The sequence below is a fragment of the Paenibacillus turicensis genome (genome assembly GCF_017873435.1).
Taxonomy (GTDB): domain Bacteria; phylum Bacillota; class Bacilli; order Paenibacillales; family Paenibacillaceae; genus Fontibacillus; species Fontibacillus turicensis.
In genome coordinates this window covers 75,541-92,584 of sequence record NZ_JAGGKG010000001.1, presented here as the reverse complement: position 1 = coordinate 92,584, position 17,044 = coordinate 75,541, and the positions used below count along the sequence as shown (strand labels likewise).

Sequence of the window (17,044 nt, the reverse complement as noted above, 5' to 3'; positions counted from 1 at the left end):
ATTTGAAGGATTCAAAAGCTGTAGAAGGTTTAACAGGCTTAGCAGGTTTGAAAGATGCGATTCCAGTCATTATTGCTTACTTTCCACTAGCGATGACCTTTGGTGTGCTTGCTGTTGCAAGTGGCTTGTCATCTATTTTGACCATTTTCAGTAGCATCTGGATTTACTCAGGTGGGGGCCAATTTATGCTGGTGAGTATGGCGAGTGCACTTGTAGCTCCAATTACGATGATCGTGACGATTTTATTAGTTAATTTACGTCATGTATTATACGGTACGACATTAGGTCCTTATATGAAGGAATGGAGTGTAAAGCGTAAGCTTATTGCGGCGTTGGGCTTGACAGATGAGGTTTTTGCTTTAATTGCAAGTAAGGTCAGAGTAGAAGGCAAGCTACATTTTTCGTATTATATTGTTTTTGCCATGTCATGTTATGGCTCATGGATTTTAGGTACGATGGCTGGTGTATTGATTGGAAGCTTTGTACCCGCTGAGCTAACCAACATACTTAGCTTTACTTTGCCTGCTTTATTTTTAGCTTTATTATTTATGGGTGAAAAAACGATTGCGTATTTGCTGTCCGCAGGTGTTGGTGCTGTAGTAGCAATTTTAATGAACAAAATTGGGTTGGGCAGTATTGGCTTAATTTTAGGGGCTGTGATTGGTGCAACCAGTGGTTTTATTTATAATCAAAAGAGAAGGCAAACAATAAACAGCAGTCGCAGTTAACAGGTTATCCGCCTAAATTATTGATTGATATTATGGGCCGATGTCACGCTGTACAAGCTACTGAATGCTTATCTTTACTTTTGCTGAACACACATATATAATGTGATTGTTAGTTAAGTTTATAAGCTGCGGTCGTGGTGGAATGGCAGACACGCTATCTTGAGGGGGTAGTGGGTGTATACCCGTGGAGGTTCGAGTCCTCTCGACCGCATAAGTGCAAAGTCCTTGTATATCAAGGGCTTTTTTGTTTTTATATAGGGACAAAACTGACTTTAATTATTAGTTCATAATCTACTTATACTGTGATATATTGGAACAAATCAGAAAACATAGGTAGATTACTTCCTTGGCTAATGTCAGTGAGGATCATTTCATTTAGTATAAGAGGTGTATCATGTTAAAAAGTTTGTTCAAAGACATGCCACTTTGGTTTTGTATCATTTGGGTTGTTGCTCTTGTTACAGTTCTTTCTGGCTTCTTTTATATGAATTTGATGCTTAATATGCTTGCTTTGGGAATTTTTAATATTGCTAATGGAATTAGGACATGGGGAGATAAACGGTTTTCTGCGATTGCAGCTATAATTTTAGGTATTGTATGTACGTTAATTTTTGTTTTGAATTATTTTAAACAATTTAACTAAATTAGGCTTAAATAAGCACGTTAGGGAGGAAACACATGGGGGACATCTTAATAAGACCTTATAAGGAGCAAGATTGGAATAGGATTGAAGAAATCCACGATGAGGCTAGAAAAATTGAACTTAATTTGGCAGGACTAGATGATGCATTTATACCACTTGTAGAGGCAGCTGAGAGTGAGGGGCTGTTTGATTATGACATATGTGTTGCACTTGCTGATAATCATGTTGTTGGTTTTGCAGCTTATTCTGAGGACGAGTTGGCATGGCTTTATGTGGACCCAAGTTGTATGCGTCAAGGTATCGGTAAAAGCTTGATTAAGTATGCTATTCAGCATATTGCTCATCGTCCTATTGAATTGGAAGTTTTAGTTGGAAATGAACCAGCTGTTAGATTATATGAATCATTAGGTTTTAAGCTTATAAAGACAATATCAGGCGTAATGCCTGGAAATGAATCTTTTGCGGTAAATGTTTATTGTATGGAATTAAATTAAGTGCCTGCGAGTTTTAGGGGGATTATTATGGAAATTAAAATGATTGATTGTGAATTCTCAATATGCAAAGTTGAAGACTTATCACAGATCACGCTAAGTGATCCGTTTTACTTTATTGCTATAACAGATGAGGAGTTGTCTTTAGTTTGTAAAAGCTCCTCTGTACCCCAAAATTGTATTGAGTGTGATCATGATTGGAGAGCTTTTCGAATTGAAGGGCAATTAGATTTTTCGCTTGTTGGAATATTGTCAAAAATATCAGCCCTTTTAGCAGAGAATGAAATAAGTATTTTTGCAATCTCAACATTTAACACGGATTATATTTTAGTGAAAAAGCATAATTTTGAGAAGGCGATTGTATGTCTTGAAGCAGAGGGTTACGACATTTCCAAGCCTTAGATTTTCTTGCTTTTTAAAGGAAGGGGTCATGTTCATGGATGTAAATGTGCTTTTATTTGATGATTTTGAAACACTTGATGCCTTTGGACCTGTTGAAATTTTAGGTTGTGTTGCTGATTATCATTTACGTTATGTCTCGAAGAGTGGTGGTTTAATTTCTAGCAAGCAAGGCTTTAAAATTGAAACGGAAAAAATAGCGAGTGAGGATTTATCTGGAATTTTGCTAATTCCAGGTGGGAGTGGGACAAGAACGTTAGTGAATGATGAATTATTTATTGAATTCCTTCGAAAGCTTGTGTTAAATTCACAATATTGCCTTACTGTATGTACAGGTTCCGCACTATTAGCTAAGACAGGCTTGTTGGACACCAAAAAGGCAACGTCTAATAAAAAAGCTTTTGCATGGGTGAAGTCAGTGAATAACGATGTTAAATGGGTGGAAAAGGCAAGATGGGTAGTGGACGGGAACTATTATACCTCTTCTGGTGTTTCTGCTGGGATGGATATGGTGTTAGGCTTTATTCGTGATCAGTTGGGTGTGAAGACAGCGATGCAGATAAGTGATTACATTGAGTATATTTGGAATGATGATCCTGATTTTGATCCTTTTGCAAATACTTTGCATTAAATATAGACCCCTGCTTGGCAGATTCTCGATGTTCAAAGCTTGAAAAACAGATGAAAAATGAGAATGGTCAGGCAGGGAATCTTTGTTTACCTTAAATTTGCACACCTTTCTTTGTTTGCATGGTTGCTAGTCACTTCCATGATATCAAACGAAGAAGGTGTTTTTTATCACTTCAAGAAAGAGACTTTATGCAATAGGCCCCTCAATTTCTAATTTCAATTGTTCAAACCACTCTAAGTTAACCAAGTGATGGGAACGGGAATTTTCGTTCATCCGGCGGTAGTAATCAATTGTACCGGGAAGTTTTTGTGTGTTGGACAGGTACTCATCAAGGAGGGCAATTCGGGCTTTAGTCTGGTCTATTTGCGATTGAATCAGCTCCAGCAATTTGTTTTTGTCGTATTCATTGGCAAAGAGCAGTGCCCCATAAAATTGCAGATTAACATATTCCGATTTGGTGCCGTATTTGACCATCAATTTTTCGAATTCAGCCATTCCTGATTCGGTAATTTTAAAATTCCGAATTTCGCGCCCACTGGTTGTTGAAGGGTTCTGCTCAAGCTGTTCAATCCAACCTTTTTCTTCAAGCTGCTGCAAGTTGTAATAAAACGAGCCTTTCGTGAAGTTTATAATGTATTTGTAATGGCGTTTTTCCATTAAGGCCAATAGTTCATAGCCGTGAGCACCAGGGTTTTGGATAAGTAAGCCAAGGATGAGTAAGGGGATCATGGCTGCATCACCTTCGCCATCTCCGCCTCAAATTCCGCATAAGTGATTTTACCTAAAGCCAAATCCATGCTATGAAGGTAAATTTGTTCTGTTTTCGAATAGTCGCGTTTTACATTAAGCGACTGCTTTTCCCCCGGGATAGGCTCAAGGACATGGCACTTTTTCGAGAAAGCCTCGAAATAGCGGTAGCCAAATTTACGTTGCGAAACTGCGTCTAAATGAATACCATCAGGATTCGCGGTCAAATCCATCGCCGTTACAAAATAACAATTTTGCTGTTCGTTAGCGAAGCGCTGCAATTGTTCATTAACCTGTCGATACTCTGTTGCGTGTTGCCCAAAACCACTCTTCCCAAGGAAATCACCAAGTCCACCAATGATCAATGGTGTCTCATCAAGATTTAATTTCTTTCTCAGGGTCTCGATGATAAGAGTTAACTTCTTGTAATAAGCTTTATGTAGCGATTGATAACTGTCGCTCTCACCCTGATGCCATAGGATTCCACAGATTTGACTCGACTGCATGGCGAAACGGGCTTCGGATAAAGCATGCTGAAAAAGTATACCTTCTGGATGCCAGTCATTCAATGAACTACCACCTTCTGCACAAGGAATTAACCCAATTTCTTCATCAGGATTGGCTTTCGACCAAGCATCGGCAAAAGACGCCGCAAGGCTTATTCCAGAAACTGGACGATCATAATTAATCGGCTCAGTCATCATCTGCCACTGTCCATTGCGAAGCATTTTTATTTTTTCATTATAGATAGGATCGACTTCATGCAAGAACCCACGGCCCGCCATATTAGATTGACCCAACATTAAAAAAGATTTTATCATTTAATCTTCACTCCGTTACATCTCAAATGTGGTCTGATTAGAATAAAAACATTCTATAGTCTAATTAGACTATTGTCAATTGAGTTAATGATTCATCAAGAGGTTTCAGCAATAGACAGTGCTGCTCCATGACAAAGTGATGGTGTAAGTTGCCCAGAGGGAGAGGAGGAATCTCCTTTTAATACGACTTGTGTAATCCCGTCCCGTTTTCCTTCAACTAATATTATGGAGGTAGCATCTACTTGAAAGTTGCAGGACATTCCACCATCTTGTTTCTCAACGTGGGGATGCTGCCTGTAAATGTTACAATAGGTTTGCAAAGTTTCTTGCCAGCTAGTAGTTGAAACTTTAATTTCTAGAAAACCATGTGACCCATTATGATGTGTTACTTTTTCTTCATCTATTTTTACTACAGGGTGGTAGGGACTCATAAAGAAGGGAAGTTTCCAATCGATGGGACAATAAAGTGACCATTGAAGATTAATGCCATCCAAATTTGTCCGCTTCATTTTTTTTGGCCCCACTACATGTAAACCTGTCTCCAATAGACTTTGTATATTCACTTCAAAGAGACTACTCGGAAAGCTGTCTAATGCGTAATCTGAAAAGCCCTCCTGTGAATGAATATAGTTGTTATACCTGTCCGCAGATGGATTTCGGAAAAATTTCATACCTTTAACTACACATTTGAGAACACTATTTATCGGTTGACCAAAGTTCATACAGAATAGCTCCAAAAAGAAGCCATCTTTAAAATAAATTATTGCGTTTTTTGCTTTTTTAGGTGTGCTACCATAGGTAACCGTAAATCCTAGCTGTTCAAAATCATGAACTGCTTTTTTTAGGTCTGTCACTTTTATTAATACATGCCCTAAACGAAATGAGGATGTCGGATTCAAATCGTCATCTCCTTTTTTAATCAGCTACATTATATAATTGGAAAGCTAAGTAGATAGCTTGAATTTGAAAAATTCCTTTTATATGATTAAACCTAAAGATTAATGTTAAATATATACAATAAATGGTGAATTGATCCAAGTTGACATGCGTACAAAAATTATTTAATATGTCTAAGTACTAAAAGGAACGAAATTTGATGATATGGGTGATGAGATGTCTTACAGACCGAGTGTTGAGAATGTAACCATGGCCGGAAGCAACGAAAAAGACGGATTGTACGAATTTATTGTAAAAATGGTGGATGGTACAGAGTGCCGTATGTTTTATGATCGTTATCCGAATTGGAAAATTACTAGTATCAGCCGCTTGCAAAAGAAACCTTGTCCGGTCTGCCGCAAAGATTTTATCTGCCAATGTATGGACAGTTTTGCTAGCGTCATTCACAACCAGCTCGAAGAAAATCAATGGTTTGACAAAGCGCTTAGCTAAGCGTATTAACTATAAAGAGGCCTTCAAACTAACTTTAGTTTGGATGTCTCTTTTTCTTTGAAAACATACGATTTCATATGTGGTAGAATATGTGTTTAGAAAGGAGGAGAAAAGTAATGCTGCCTTTAAATTTTACATTGAATGAAGCTAAAATATTTTCTGAAGCAGGTTGTATTGAAGAATGGGTACATTTATTTTTGAAAACGAATGGAAATAATGTGCCTTTTTCTGATGGTTTGAAGCTACAAAAAAGGTATTGGCGTGGCCCAATCCAGTTGCCTTTAGATGAACTACAAAGATGTTGTGGTCCTGAGGATGGTATGACGTACCATAACCCTTTAGAAGAGTGGGAATTACGTGTGGGGAAGCTGTATGAACTGCTACAGGAGGGATGGCAATACCCGCCGTTAATTGCTCAGCATACTGAAGGGAAGCTTATTATTAATGATGGAAATGGCAGACATGAGGCATTAAAAAGACTTCAGCACACAAGCTGCTGGGTTATTTTATGGGATAGTGACGATCTAAACAATTTAAATAAGTATTACATATCTTAAATCTACGGCTCAAAGCATTCTAAATTTAAAGATAAAATGTAGGAACAACTATGTAGAAATAATTAAGGAAGGGTGAAGATGATGGGAAATAAAATTGTTTTATTTGATGGGGTTTGTCATTTGTGTCAATGGTCTATACAATTTATTATTTCCCATGATCCACAAGGGTATTTTCACTTTGCTTCCCTTCAATCAGAGATTGGTAAGGAATTGCTAAAAAGTAATGGTCTGAGTGAACACTATGTTAGCAGTGTTGTACTTGTCGAAAATGGACGTATTTACACAGGTTCTACAGCTGCCTTGCGTATCGCTAAGCAGTTAACTTTTCCATGGCGATTACTGTATGGATTTATGATTGTGCCCAGGTTTATACGAGAACCGATATATAAATATATTGCAAAAAACCGTTATCGTTGGTTTGGTAAGGATGAGGTATGCTTTATGCCAACCCAAGAGCTAAGATCTCGATTTTTAGATTGAAGATAGCTCATTATCTGTTTTTTGGACTACGATATATCTCAAAATATACTCTTTAAATTGTTTATCGTTATAATTTAAAACCTCTGTAGTACTTCCAAGCTCAATCACTTTAATTTTAAATTGACTAAAATGAGACAATAGATCCTCCTCAGTAAAAAAATGCGCGTATTTCCCCACTACATACTCATATGTACCCTCTTCAATTTTTTTTCCAACCTCATTGTGCTGATCTTCATCAGAAAAGCAAGTGAAATACATTATTCCAGAAGCGTTTAGATGGTTATTGCAATTTTGAATTAATTTAGCTCTATCTTGCTCTAGAAATAAATGCAGCACATCAAAGCAAAAGATCGCATCATATTTTTTATTTTGAATAAGTGCTTCATCTAATACTGAACCTTGGATAAAGGTACTTTTAGGGTCCCATTGAGCAGCTAAATCAATTGCACTTTGTGAAATTTCAAGTCCCTCCACTGAGAAAAAGGAGGACAAAGCTTTTGTATTCCGCCCATAACCAGAACCAGGCACAAACACTTGCTTAACGTTGTTTTTTTTGAAAATTTCAATCGCATGGTAAACGGTGTTACTTGGGTTTTCTCCCCAGATCATCCCTTCATTTGTGAATCTATTCTCCCAATATGAACTCATAGACAGGCTCCCTTTTATTTAATTATTATCCATTAATATACATAACATCTAAAATGAAGATAAATATAATGTGACAATAGTGAAAACAATTCAATATTCGACATAATCATACATTTAATTACAAAGTATCCCTCTTTCCTTTTTTATATATGCTGATAGTATGGAAACATTATGTAGAAAGGGTGATTATTATGCAATCATTTAATAAGAGATTGATATTTTTAATGATTTTAGTATTAACCTTGTTTCAAACGACTGCATCAACAGCAACATTTGCAAAGCCTGATGAAAACAGTACTAAGAAAGAAGAACCACAAACCGTTATTAAAACGCAGACTAACGAAGAAGAGATTTCTTTAACTGGGAACAATCAAGATCAAGGATCAAATCAAGTTGTTCTGCTAGCTGCCCCCTCAGGATTTCATTTAACAGAGTACACTAGTTCTACAGTTCAATTGGGATGGACAACACCAACTGATTATGTTGCTACTTCTTATGAAATTTACATGAATGATTCAATACATGCAACTATTGAAGGAGACAAGGATTCGTTTATTGCCAATTCGTTAGATGCAGAAGCAACATACCATTTTAAAATTAGAGCACAGGGATTGGATGGTACCTACTCTAGTTTTAGTGAAGTTTTAACAGTGACCACAAAATTGGATAAGTCATTTGATACTTCACAAGCTATTTTTAAAATTAAGCCTGAAACTACTTCCAACAGCACTGCTACAATTTCATGGTCCCATCCTGATAAGTCTTCTGATATCAAACTAAAGGTTTACGAAATTTATGTAAACGATATCATCATCGATACTGTTCCAACCACAAACACATCTTATACTTTAACTAACTTATCTCCAGCGACTACATATTCTCTTAAAGTTAGAGCTGTGTATGAGGATGACTCCTCAGATAACAGTAATACGATCCAAATGACAACCGCATCTGAGGTAAAGGTAATTGAATTTACTAACTCTGGAAATGAAACTCACTCTGGTAAAAAGATTGAAATAATTGAAAATCCAACTTCAAGTGCTGGCTCATATATTAAATACAACGGGGTTGAAGTAGGGGATTGGTATGAGATTCCTTTTGACGTTGAACAAGGAAACTATCTTATTGATTTGCAAGTGTTGAAAGGGCCCGATATGGGGATTGTCCAAGTTTTAATTGATGATCATCCCGTGGAAAGCACTATAGATCTTTATAGCAACAATGAAGAGTTAACAAAAATTTCTTTAGGACAATTTACTTTAGATGAGCGGGTAAACCATACGATTCGTATAAACGTAATTGATAAAAACGCTGAAAGTAGTGCGTATGCACTTGTTTTAGATGCACTTTATTTAACTCATTCGCAAAAAACTTCGTTACCTGCTGTTCCTATGAACTTTAATTCTGCAATTCAATCGGATACAGCTATTAATTTGGAATGGGATAAGGCACAGGAGAATGGACAGGTAGAATCATACGAGATTTATGTTGATGAAAAATTATTAGTAAGTGTTTCTGGGGATAAGAACTTTTATCTTGTAAAGGATCTTACTCCAGGAACAGATTATACTTTTAAAATTCGTGCTTTGAATAAAGAAGGACTAGCCTCTGAGTTTAGCGATGCAATTGTTATTTCTACGTTATCTGGAAAACAGATTATTGAATTTGAAAGCTTATCTGAGGAAACTGTGAATTCTGGAAAAATCATGAATCTGGTTGAAGATCACAAGGCTAGTGCTGGACAAAGATTAGATTATGAAGCGCTTGAAGTTGGTGATTTTATAGAGTTCCCGTTAGTAACTGAAAAGGGAATCTATGAGACTACATTAAGAATAAAGGGTACGGGGAATAGCGCTATCGTTGCAGTGAGTGTAGATGGGGCATCTGTTAATGATAAATTGGATCTGTTTCAAACAGACTCTAATTGTATAGACATCTCCCTCGGAGCGCTAAATCTTAGTAAGAAAAAGCATGTCCTTCGCTTTGAAGTAATCGGTAAAAATCAGAATAGTACTGGTTATGGAGTTTCTGTCGATGCATTGTATTTAACAACTCCAACTGTGAAGGATACCTTTGAGCCAAACGATACGATAGAACAAGCTGCCTTGTTAGAAAGTGGAAAATTGTATGAGTCATATATCTCTTCCGCAACAGATGTTGATTATTACAAATTTGTAGCGCCTAAAGAGGATACGTATTTTTTCACTCTTCATTCACCTGAGGATAGCCTATTTAAACAGGAATTTCTAAAACCCGATGCAAGTCCAATTTCAGTGAAACAGTTGATTGACGGGTTAGATGCGGATACTGGAATCTATTTAGCTGCCAATACGACAATTATTATTAAAATAAGCTCAGAGAAAAATGAATTTAGTGTAAATCCATATCAAATTCGTATTACGGAGTCCTCTAGTAAACAATACACATATGATGATGCTAACCGGTTGACACGTATTGAATATGAACAGGGATTATACCACTATGAAATGCAATTTGAATACGATAACAACGGAAACCTACTTAAGAAGAAGACGATAAAAACCGCTCAATCTAATAATGAGTAGTTGCCAAAAACCATATTAAATTAATGGAGATGTTTTTAGTGAAAAATAAAAGAAAAGATAAATTTCAATTGTCTAAAAGATGGATTCAATCTCTCTGTGCTTAGGTTTAGTTGGTTCTCTTATTACTCCTGGGGTGTTTAGCTTTGCAGAGGAAGTTGTAAGCAATGTTAATGAAGCTCTTTCAAAAGGCCCTTCTAGTGAAAATGTAATTCAAGTCCCAAATGAAAAACCAAATCTATCTGTAAATTTGAATCAGGAGTTGGATAAGTTTAAAGGGTTGGATTCAAGTGAACAAGTTGTACATGAAAGTGAAGAAATTGTCCCTAAAATTAATCAAGCCGCTTCAAAATCATTACAAGTAGATGTACAACCTAAGGATGTATTTCAATTATCACAAGAGCAGTTAGAAGAATTAATGAGCAAAGGCTATTCAGTGGAAGATTTGTACAAATTAGATGAGCTTGCTAATTCACTTTATGTAGAACCACTTACATTAATAGAGCAAAAAGAGAAAGAAAAGTTGTCATGGGAGGAGCTTGAGCAAAAAGTTGCTTCGGACATTGAGGCAACTCAATTAGCTCAGTTATCCCAGACGTATCCTAAGCCTTATGAACAATTGAAGAGAGAGACATCATTAACTGACAGAGAACGTCTTTCTCTTCTAGTTGCTTTTGATATGGGAAAAGGAACAATGTCTGAACTGATCAAAGCTTTTAAAACTGGGGGAGAAAAAGAAGTAGTGAATTATGATTCAAAGCTAAAGCTTAAAAATAAAACAAATCGTAATTCTATTTCCTCCTTCTCTGCTAAATCTTCTTCTACTAGTCAAGAAACTGTGGATACAGAAGTACTAGAAAAAATACGTGATATTTCTAAAAAATCAGGTATTTCAGAAGAGGAACTAGTCCAGCAGTTTAAAGACCCTAAAGAAGCTAGCAAACAAGTGCTGAGCGGGAAGGAGTAAGCATAGATGAGAAAATTTAAAAGCTTTTTTCATAATCTAATATTTTCTATCTTAGTATTTATGATTGGTGTGACGGCAGGTGCTCCTAACGCTCACGGACAAATTGATAATAAACAGCTAGAAAAGGTGTTAAATGGTTTAATCACTCCGAAACTTGTAAATGAATCAAATAAACCTTCATTTTCAGACCGAAGTCAAGTTTCAGAAACCGTTGATCCTGCATCAGGGACATTAACTTTATCTGAGACTGACCTTGCACTTCCAGGTAAAGACGGGCTTGATTTGGTTTTAGGAAGACTTTATAACTCCAGCCAAGCTGAGATTGGAAGTAAGCGTGTCACTGTAACAACGGGCTCATCTTATCAAGTAGGTTCAGGTGCAGCCTATTACCTTACCTTGATGTATTGGGATAAAAAGAGCAATACGTGGGGGACCTATTTCCCAGGGAAGTATAACGATCAGGTATCGGCATATAATGCTGCACAGCATTATATCAACAATCAACCAGATACAAATCGTAATTATATTGACTACAATATAGAATACAAATCTGTCCAATATGTCCAAGACTACTATACGACAACAACAAAGATTTTCCCCGACGAGAACTCTTATGCTCGTTCTAGATATGATCTAGGTAGTGGTTGGTCAATGGCTTTCCCATCATTAGAGATTGATAGTGGCTATATTCATTATCATGATGGTGCAGGAGCAGCCTATGTAGTGAAATTTAATTCAAGCAACAAAGGGCAGCTAGAAGACTATCCACGTAATGATGTTGAACTTCTTAGGGATTTAACTTATTCTAATGGACAAATGACTTCAGCTTATGTATTTGTAGACCAAAGCAAAAAGAAAACGTATTTTGGAAATGATGGTCGCCTACTTGGTATAAAGGATCGCTATGGCAATGAGATCAAGTTCACACATGTAAATCGTTTGATGAATGGAAAAACGTATCCAGTCATTTCTAAGATTGTAGATTCCATTGGGCGTAATGTTGACTTCGCTTATGAAACTAATTTAAGCAATCCTAATTTTGATGCTCAAAATATGACTGAAAAAATTACAATTACAGTTAGCCATCCTTCCACATCGGAAAAGAAGAAAATTGTATATGCAAAAAAACGTGAGCAAGTCAGTATTTTTGAAAATGGAAATTTGAGTGGTAAAAGATATGAGCCTTACCTTTTTAGTATTACAGACTTAAAAGGTTATAGTACTTTTTATGAGTATTATCTTGCCTCTGAAAAGTTTGATGCTCAAGGGAAGGGGTTAACGAATTCAGCTGGAACAGCAGTTTATTTGTTACAATACGCGATGTATCCTCACTCTTCTTCATTTTATGAATATAAAGTAATTACGAGAAACTGGGGTGGGCAAGGCGCTTATCAGGCCTTCCAGGTGATGAAGCGTTTTGATGCGCTCAATAAGTATAAATATGATACGGCTAATCCAAGTATTTATGCAGAAGGACCTAATCATCAAATGGAATATACCTATTTTGGTGACATTAGTGGTTACCCTACTTATTATGCTGAGGAATCCATTCCAGAAGGCTATCGTTTTGGTTCAGAATCAACAAATTTAGATGGATTAAAGACGAAGTATACCTTTGATGGAAAGAAAAGGATGATCTCGACAGAGCAGACGGCAACGAATGGGGAGAAGGTTACTGAAACCATTCAGTCCTACGATACTACCTATAAATACAAGCCAACTAAAGTGGAATCTAAAGTTACAAGTGGCAGTCGGGAAAACAAGCTTTATCAAACCTTTACTTATTATCCGTGGGGAGACCTAAAGAGTCAGACTAATCCTCTAACTGCAGCACAATTGGCTAACTCAGAGCAGGTAAAGCAACATACAACAACGTATGAATATGAGCCAAACTTTAAACTTCTGTCAAAGCAACAATATTATCAATCGGCGTCTGTGCCATTAACAGAGCAATATACGTATGACGCACAAGGTAGACTTAAAACATCTCAAAATGCTAATGGTGAAATAATTACTCGCAACTTTACTCAAGCCTCAGATGGACGAACAGAGGAGGTTCTTGTTCAGCTTGAAAATGGGAAGACAGCTAAAACAGTGTCACATTATAGCCAAGCTGGGTCATATCAGCTACTTCCAACTGAAGTTAAAACGTATTATACAGATAACTGGGGTAAATTGACTGAAACTTCAGTAAAACGTACTTATGACGTTTTGCTAGGAACGATGTCTAGTGAGACCAATGCTGACAATAAAACAACACAATATCAATATGATGTATATGGTCGGTTGTTAAAAACGATTTATCCTGTAATTAACAATCAGAATGGTGAACGATATCAACGTGAGGATGTAAATCAATATTTTGATCAAATTGTAGAGAATAGCGCGGATTATTTTGATAATGTAAATAAATATTTAATCACTTCACGTATTGACTCCTATACGAAAACTACAAGAGTCAGTGATGGTGGAGCTAACTATGATAATATCAAGCATGAATTTTATGATGGCTTTGGTAATGCAGTTCTATTAGGACAATTAAATAATGTTAAAAATGAGGAGCTAATCCTACAGCAATATCATTACGATCTTGATGGGCGTCCAACTTATGTTGTGGATACGGGTGGTAATGCATCAACTGCAAGTTATGATGCTTGGGGAAGAAATATAGAGTCTGTTGACCCTTATGGAAACATATATCGTAATGAAGAGGATATTATTGATCGAAAAAACACTTCATACATGGTAGCTGCAAAGGACGTTTCTGCTTTCCGCAATAGTGCCCAAGATAGCTTGAAGCGTAAGGTGGTAGAATCCTTCTCAGATCAATGGGGAAGACAAACTATGCTTAGGGCTTATCCAAATTGGCCTAATCGTTCTGGCGGTACGATTCAGGAAGAATTTACGTATGATGGTCTAGGTAATGTGCTCACCTATACTAACCCAAATCGAGATGTGACTAAATACCAATACGATAAATTAAATCGACTAGTTGCAGTTACAGATGCCTTAAATCAGACAACCTCTTATGGTTATGATAAGTTAGGCAACATGTTGACAACAACCCAAAGCGAGGATGCAAAAAGCTGGACAAAATCTAAAGGTTATGATGAATCTGGTTTTCTAACGAGTAGTACAGATACAGGTGGCAATCAAGAAAAGCTTTCCCGCAACCAATTAGGTCAAGTAGCTGCCAAAACCGATCCAAATAATAACATAAGTAATTATATATATGATGAACTAGGGCGAGGTATTTTTAAAGTATCAGTGACAGGCTCTACAGTTCTAAAAAATGTTTATCAATTTAAAGGATTTGGTCCTTCACGTAAAGAAGAACTGCGTAATGGGTCAAACTATATGACCGTTTACAATGACTACAATATTTATGGGGCACAAACATATAAAGCCACATTATACGATGGTACAGTAACTGTAGTTCGCCATGAATATAATGATCAAAATCAGATTAAAAATGTAGCAGATGCTTTTGATTACTTTACAAACTATAGCTATGACAAGACACGTATTAATAAAGTTCAAACAAATGGCTCACATGTTGTTACGACAGAGGACAATGCAAATGCACAATATAGCTTTGAGCCAAATGGCAAGCTTCAGCGAATCACCTATCCAAAATTGTCAGATGGTAGCTATCTGACAAGTGATTATAATTATGATGGAATCGGTAGATTAATTAAGGTAAGCAATAAAAAAGGAACAGTAATAGTTTCTGAGTTTTCCTATGTCTATGACAATAACGGTAATATAACAAGCATCAAGGATAGTGTAGGGACTACTAATTATCAGTATGATAAGCTAAACCGTTTGATTCAAGTGAAACGCCCTTCTGGAGAGACAATCGTCTACACCTATGATGCTAGAGGAAATCGGAAAACCCTCAAGGGTGCTAGTCAAGTTGTAGATACGAAGGAACAGACGTACACCTTTAACTTGTGGGATCAAGTGAGTAAGGTGGTTAAGGAAAATACGACCACTGAGTTTGAGTATGAAATGCAAGGTTTACGATTAGCTAAAACGACGACAACAGTCCAATCTACAAGTAGCGATCAGAATAATAATAGTCAAAACCCTACATCCTCAGTTGAAAAGGTGCGTTACGCATACAATAATGCAGGTAAAGTAATTTCTGAGGCAGATGCTAACAATAAAGCTATTGCAAACTATACATGGGGACCTGATCGACTCCTTGCTAAACGGGATGTCAGCACAAATAAAAAGTATTTTTACTTGTATAATGGTCATGGAGATGTTGTGCAGTTAATGGATGATTCTGGGCAAATTGTTAATCATTATAAATACGATGAATGGGGTAACATTGTTGAACAGGAAGAAGCAGTTCGTAACGATTTCAAATATGCAGGTGAAATTTTTGATAATGAGACCGGATTATATTACTTACGAGCAAGATATTATGATCCTGCAATAGGGAGATTTGTAAGTAAGGACACACACGAAGGCGATCTAACGAATCCATTAAGTTTGAACTTGTATTCTTATGTTGAGAACAATCCACTAACTTATATCGACCCAAGTGGACATATTCCAACTGTTCTGCAAGCTGCTAAAATGGCAGATGATGTATATAGTGTTACTGCTGAAAAGATAGAGGAAAAAAAGGAACTTGATGGTGGATGGATCATTAAAGAGATTAAGGAAAATGATGATGGGTTAAAAATAGGTGTTTATTACCGTAAGAAATGGGATGGAAAACTTGAGTATGCCTTTGTAAATAAAGGTACTGGTGGCAGTGGTTTTTCTAAAACATATTCAGATTGGTTAAATAATATTGAACAAGTGGCCGGAGTTTCGTTAGATATGGTAGATTCAATTGAGTTTGCAAAAGAATTTGATAAAGCTCATCTAAAAGAAGAAGTGACCATGATTGGACATTCAAAAGGGGGGGCAGAAGCCGCTGCAAATGCTGTAGCGACAAATAGAAATGCAATATTATTTAATCCTGCATCAGTTTCTTTGGAGCTATATGATCTAAATAAGAAATCATATTATGCAAAGATGACCTCTTACATTGTCAAAGGAGAAGCTTTAAATCAAGTTTTCGATTCTACATCAGAACCTATTGGTAAAAAGAAAGTCTTACCAACCCAATATCCAGTTAATACAAAAAAACGTTATACAAATATTATAAATGCAATAAAAAACCATTCTATGGGTGCAGTGATTAATGCTCTAAAACAGATGGGTTACAAATATTGAAACAAGTTTAGTAAAAAATCTGTTGATACAAAAACTGTTAAAAATATTATATATTTAAAAAAATGAATTCTATGATGGAAGTAAAGGTAGGTTATAAATGAAAAAGTTTTTTGCATGGATTCCACTGATACTTTTTGCGATTCTAATTTCATATGTGACCTTGCCATGGCTACTCATAGGTTTAGGTGGTTTATTAGAGGACGATCCTCCCGTCCCCGAAATCACCTATGCGGAATTTCCAGTTCGTTTGGAATATGAAGTTAATGGTCAGAAAAAAGTAGTTACAGATACAGTAATTTGTGAATATGATGGTGTAGGTTGGAATGAAGGTCAAGGGAAGCATCGTAAATGGAAGCGGCGATTAGCAAGTGGGCATGAACGAATATTTTTAGAGAAGATAGATGAGTCAACAGGAATATATTATGCCCCTAGAACTGCTGAATACTATATGAATGACTTAAAAGACTATGTTGTAGGTGGAGGATTGTTCCCAGATGCATTATTGTATAAAAAGGGAGGGGAGCCACGTGAATTTAGCATAATATCTGCTGATGAATTACTTGAAAAATACAAAATTAAACTCATTAAATGGGAGGATAGCCCACCGATTAAGAATAGCTTTGTAGAGAAGAAATAGTTTATAAATATATCTTCAAGGGCGGGCAGTAAAATGTCGCCCTTGAATCTTATATTCATTAAGGGTTGAGCCAGTAAGAATATTAGATTACATAAATGTATTGTAGCATT

The 17,044-nt window shown here is 36.4% G+C and carries 16 protein-coding genes and 1 tRNA gene; 13 read left to right on the top strand and 4 right to left on the bottom strand.

Translation table 11 applies throughout. The features are described from left to right. Positions 1-2 precede the first annotated feature (2 nt). From J2Z32_RS00415 to J2Z32_RS00390, 6 genes are all read left to right on the top strand, one after another. Positions 3-728, top strand: a complete 726-nt coding sequence (locus tag J2Z32_RS00415) for an AzlC family ABC transporter permease (RefSeq protein ID WP_245251012.1) — start codon at positions 3-5, stop codon at positions 726-728. A 128-nt stretch (positions 729-856) separates the two neighbouring features. Beyond that, positions 857-939 (top strand) — tRNA-Leu (locus tag J2Z32_RS00410). A gap of 183 nt (positions 940-1,122) precedes the next feature. Next, positions 1,123-1,371, top strand: coding sequence for a hypothetical protein (locus J2Z32_RS00405; protein WP_210087178.1), 249 nt, complete (start codon positions 1,123-1,125; stop codon positions 1,369-1,371). Between the two features lie 35 nt (positions 1,372-1,406). Beyond that, the gene (locus tag J2Z32_RS00400; protein ID WP_210087177.1) at positions 1,407-1,865 is read left to right on the top strand and encodes a GNAT family N-acetyltransferase; all 459 of its coding nucleotides are present in this window, start codon (positions 1,407-1,409) and stop codon (positions 1,863-1,865) included. A 27-nt stretch (positions 1,866-1,892) separates the two neighbouring features. Beyond that, entirely contained in the window at positions 1,893-2,264 is a 372-nt protein-coding gene (locus J2Z32_RS00395; RefSeq protein WP_210087176.1) for an ACT domain-containing protein, read from the top strand. Between the two features lie 34 nt (positions 2,265-2,298). Continuing rightward, positions 2,299-2,892, top strand: a complete 594-nt coding sequence (locus J2Z32_RS00390) for a DJ-1/PfpI family protein (protein ID WP_210087175.1) — start codon at positions 2,299-2,301, stop codon at positions 2,890-2,892. A gap of 186 nt (positions 2,893-3,078) precedes the next feature. Here J2Z32_RS00390 and J2Z32_RS00385 read toward each other — a convergent pair whose 3' ends face one another. The 3 genes from J2Z32_RS00385 to J2Z32_RS00375 all read right to left on the bottom strand — a co-directional run bounded on the left by J2Z32_RS00385 (position 3,079) and on the right by J2Z32_RS00375 (position 5,359). After that, positions 3,079-3,621, bottom strand: a complete 543-nt coding sequence (locus J2Z32_RS00385; RefSeq protein WP_210087174.1) for a PadR family transcriptional regulator — start codon at positions 3,619-3,621, stop codon at positions 3,079-3,081. Beyond that, positions 3,618-4,460 (bottom strand): sialate O-acetylesterase, encoded by an 843-nt coding sequence (locus tag J2Z32_RS00380; protein WP_210087173.1) that lies wholly within the window; start codon positions 4,458-4,460, stop codon positions 3,618-3,620. The genes J2Z32_RS00385 and J2Z32_RS00380 overlap by 4 nt, the downstream gene beginning before the upstream one ends. A 95-nt stretch (positions 4,461-4,555) precedes the next feature. Then, positions 4,556-5,359 carry a VOC family protein gene (locus J2Z32_RS00375; protein WP_210087172.1) on the bottom strand — a complete coding sequence of 268 codons (804 nt, stop codon included), beginning with the start codon at positions 5,357-5,359 and terminating at the stop codon, positions 4,556-4,558. A gap of 214 nt (positions 5,360-5,573) precedes the next feature. Between J2Z32_RS00375 and J2Z32_RS00370 the strand changes: the two genes are divergently transcribed. The 3 genes from J2Z32_RS00370 (at position 5,574) to J2Z32_RS00360 (ending at position 6,886) form a co-directional block, all read left to right on the top strand. After that, entirely contained in the window at positions 5,574-5,849 is a 276-nt protein-coding gene (locus J2Z32_RS00370; RefSeq protein WP_210087525.1) for a hypothetical protein, read from the top strand. Between the two features lie 116 nt (positions 5,850-5,965). Beyond that, positions 5,966-6,406: a ParB N-terminal domain-containing protein gene (locus J2Z32_RS00365; protein WP_210087171.1), complete on the top strand. Its 441-nt coding sequence runs from the start codon at positions 5,966-5,968 to the stop codon at positions 6,404-6,406. Positions 6,407-6,484: 78 nt separating this feature from the next. After that, complete coding sequence (locus J2Z32_RS00360) at positions 6,485-6,886, top strand: thiol-disulfide oxidoreductase DCC family protein (RefSeq protein WP_210087170.1); 402 nt, start codon at positions 6,485-6,487, stop codon at positions 6,884-6,886. Here the strand turns inward: J2Z32_RS00360 and J2Z32_RS00355 are convergent. After that, positions 6,878-7,534: a class I SAM-dependent methyltransferase gene (locus J2Z32_RS00355; protein WP_210087169.1), complete on the bottom strand. Its 657-nt coding sequence runs from the start codon at positions 7,532-7,534 to the stop codon at positions 6,878-6,880. The two genes, J2Z32_RS00360 and J2Z32_RS00355, sit on opposite strands and share 9 nt — an antisense overlap. Positions 7,535-7,725: 191 nt before the next feature. On the opposite strand from J2Z32_RS00355, the gene J2Z32_RS00350 reads away from it, so the two are divergent. From J2Z32_RS00350 to J2Z32_RS00335, 4 genes are all read left to right on the top strand, one after another. Continuing rightward, positions 7,726-10,098, top strand: a complete 2,373-nt coding sequence (locus J2Z32_RS00350) for a fibronectin type III domain-containing protein (protein WP_210087168.1) — start codon at positions 7,726-7,728, stop codon at positions 10,096-10,098. Positions 10,099-10,177: 79 nt separating this feature from the next. Beyond that, positions 10,178-11,062 carry a hypothetical protein gene (locus J2Z32_RS00345; protein ID WP_210087167.1) on the top strand — a complete coding sequence of 295 codons (885 nt, stop codon included), beginning with the start codon at positions 10,178-10,180 and terminating at the stop codon, positions 11,060-11,062. Positions 11,063-11,068: 6 nt separating this feature from the next. Continuing rightward, positions 11,069-16,297 (top strand): RHS repeat-associated core domain-containing protein, encoded by a 5,229-nt coding sequence (locus J2Z32_RS00340; protein ID WP_210087166.1) that lies wholly within the window; start codon positions 11,069-11,071, stop codon positions 16,295-16,297. A 97-nt stretch (positions 16,298-16,394) separates the two neighbouring features. Beyond that, the gene (locus J2Z32_RS00335) at positions 16,395-16,934 is read left to right on the top strand and encodes a hypothetical protein (protein WP_210087165.1); all 540 of its coding nucleotides are present in this window, start codon (positions 16,395-16,397) and stop codon (positions 16,932-16,934) included. Positions 16,935-17,044: the final 110 nt, after the last annotated feature.

What these genes read in the sequence shown, in the direction of transcription:
- J2Z32_RS00395 (WP_210087176.1), top strand. Translation starts at nt 1,893, where the DNA reads ATGGAAATTAAAATGATTGATTGTGAATTCTCAATATGCAAAGTTGAA.
- J2Z32_RS00370 (WP_210087525.1), top strand. Translation starts at nt 5,574, where the DNA reads ATGTCTTACAGACCGAGTGTTGAGAATGTAACCATGGCCGGAAGCAAC.
- J2Z32_RS00390 (WP_210087175.1), top strand. Translation starts at nt 2,299, where the DNA reads ATGGATGTAAATGTGCTTTTATTTGATGATTTTGAAACACTTGATGCC.
- J2Z32_RS00380 (WP_210087173.1), bottom strand. Translation starts at nt 4,460, where the DNA reads ATGATAAAATCTTTTTTAATGTTGGGTCAATCTAATATGGCGGGCCGT.
- J2Z32_RS00340 (WP_210087166.1), top strand. Translation starts at nt 11,069, where the DNA reads ATGAGAAAATTTAAAAGCTTTTTTCATAATCTAATATTTTCTATCTTA.
- J2Z32_RS00335 (WP_210087165.1), top strand. Translation starts at nt 16,395, where the DNA reads ATGAAAAAGTTTTTTGCATGGATTCCACTGATACTTTTTGCGATTCTA.
- J2Z32_RS00365 (WP_210087171.1), top strand. Translation starts at nt 5,966, where the DNA reads ATGCTGCCTTTAAATTTTACATTGAATGAAGCTAAAATATTTTCTGAA.
- J2Z32_RS00350 (WP_210087168.1), top strand. Translation starts at nt 7,726, where the DNA reads ATGCAATCATTTAATAAGAGATTGATATTTTTAATGATTTTAGTATTA.
- J2Z32_RS00355 (WP_210087169.1), bottom strand. Translation starts at nt 7,534, where the DNA reads ATGAGTTCATATTGGGAGAATAGATTCACAAATGAAGGGATGATCTGG.
- J2Z32_RS00405 (WP_210087178.1), top strand. Translation starts at nt 1,123, where the DNA reads ATGTTAAAAAGTTTGTTCAAAGACATGCCACTTTGGTTTTGTATCATT.
- J2Z32_RS00360 (WP_210087170.1), top strand. Translation starts at nt 6,485, where the DNA reads ATGATGGGAAATAAAATTGTTTTATTTGATGGGGTTTGTCATTTGTGT.
- J2Z32_RS00400 (WP_210087177.1), top strand. Translation starts at nt 1,407, where the DNA reads ATGGGGGACATCTTAATAAGACCTTATAAGGAGCAAGATTGGAATAGG.
- J2Z32_RS00345 (WP_210087167.1), top strand. Translation starts at nt 10,178, where the DNA reads ATGGATTCAATCTCTCTGTGCTTAGGTTTAGTTGGTTCTCTTATTACT.
- J2Z32_RS00385 (WP_210087174.1), bottom strand. Translation starts at nt 3,621, where the DNA reads ATGATCCCCTTACTCATCCTTGGCTTACTTATCCAAAACCCTGGTGCT.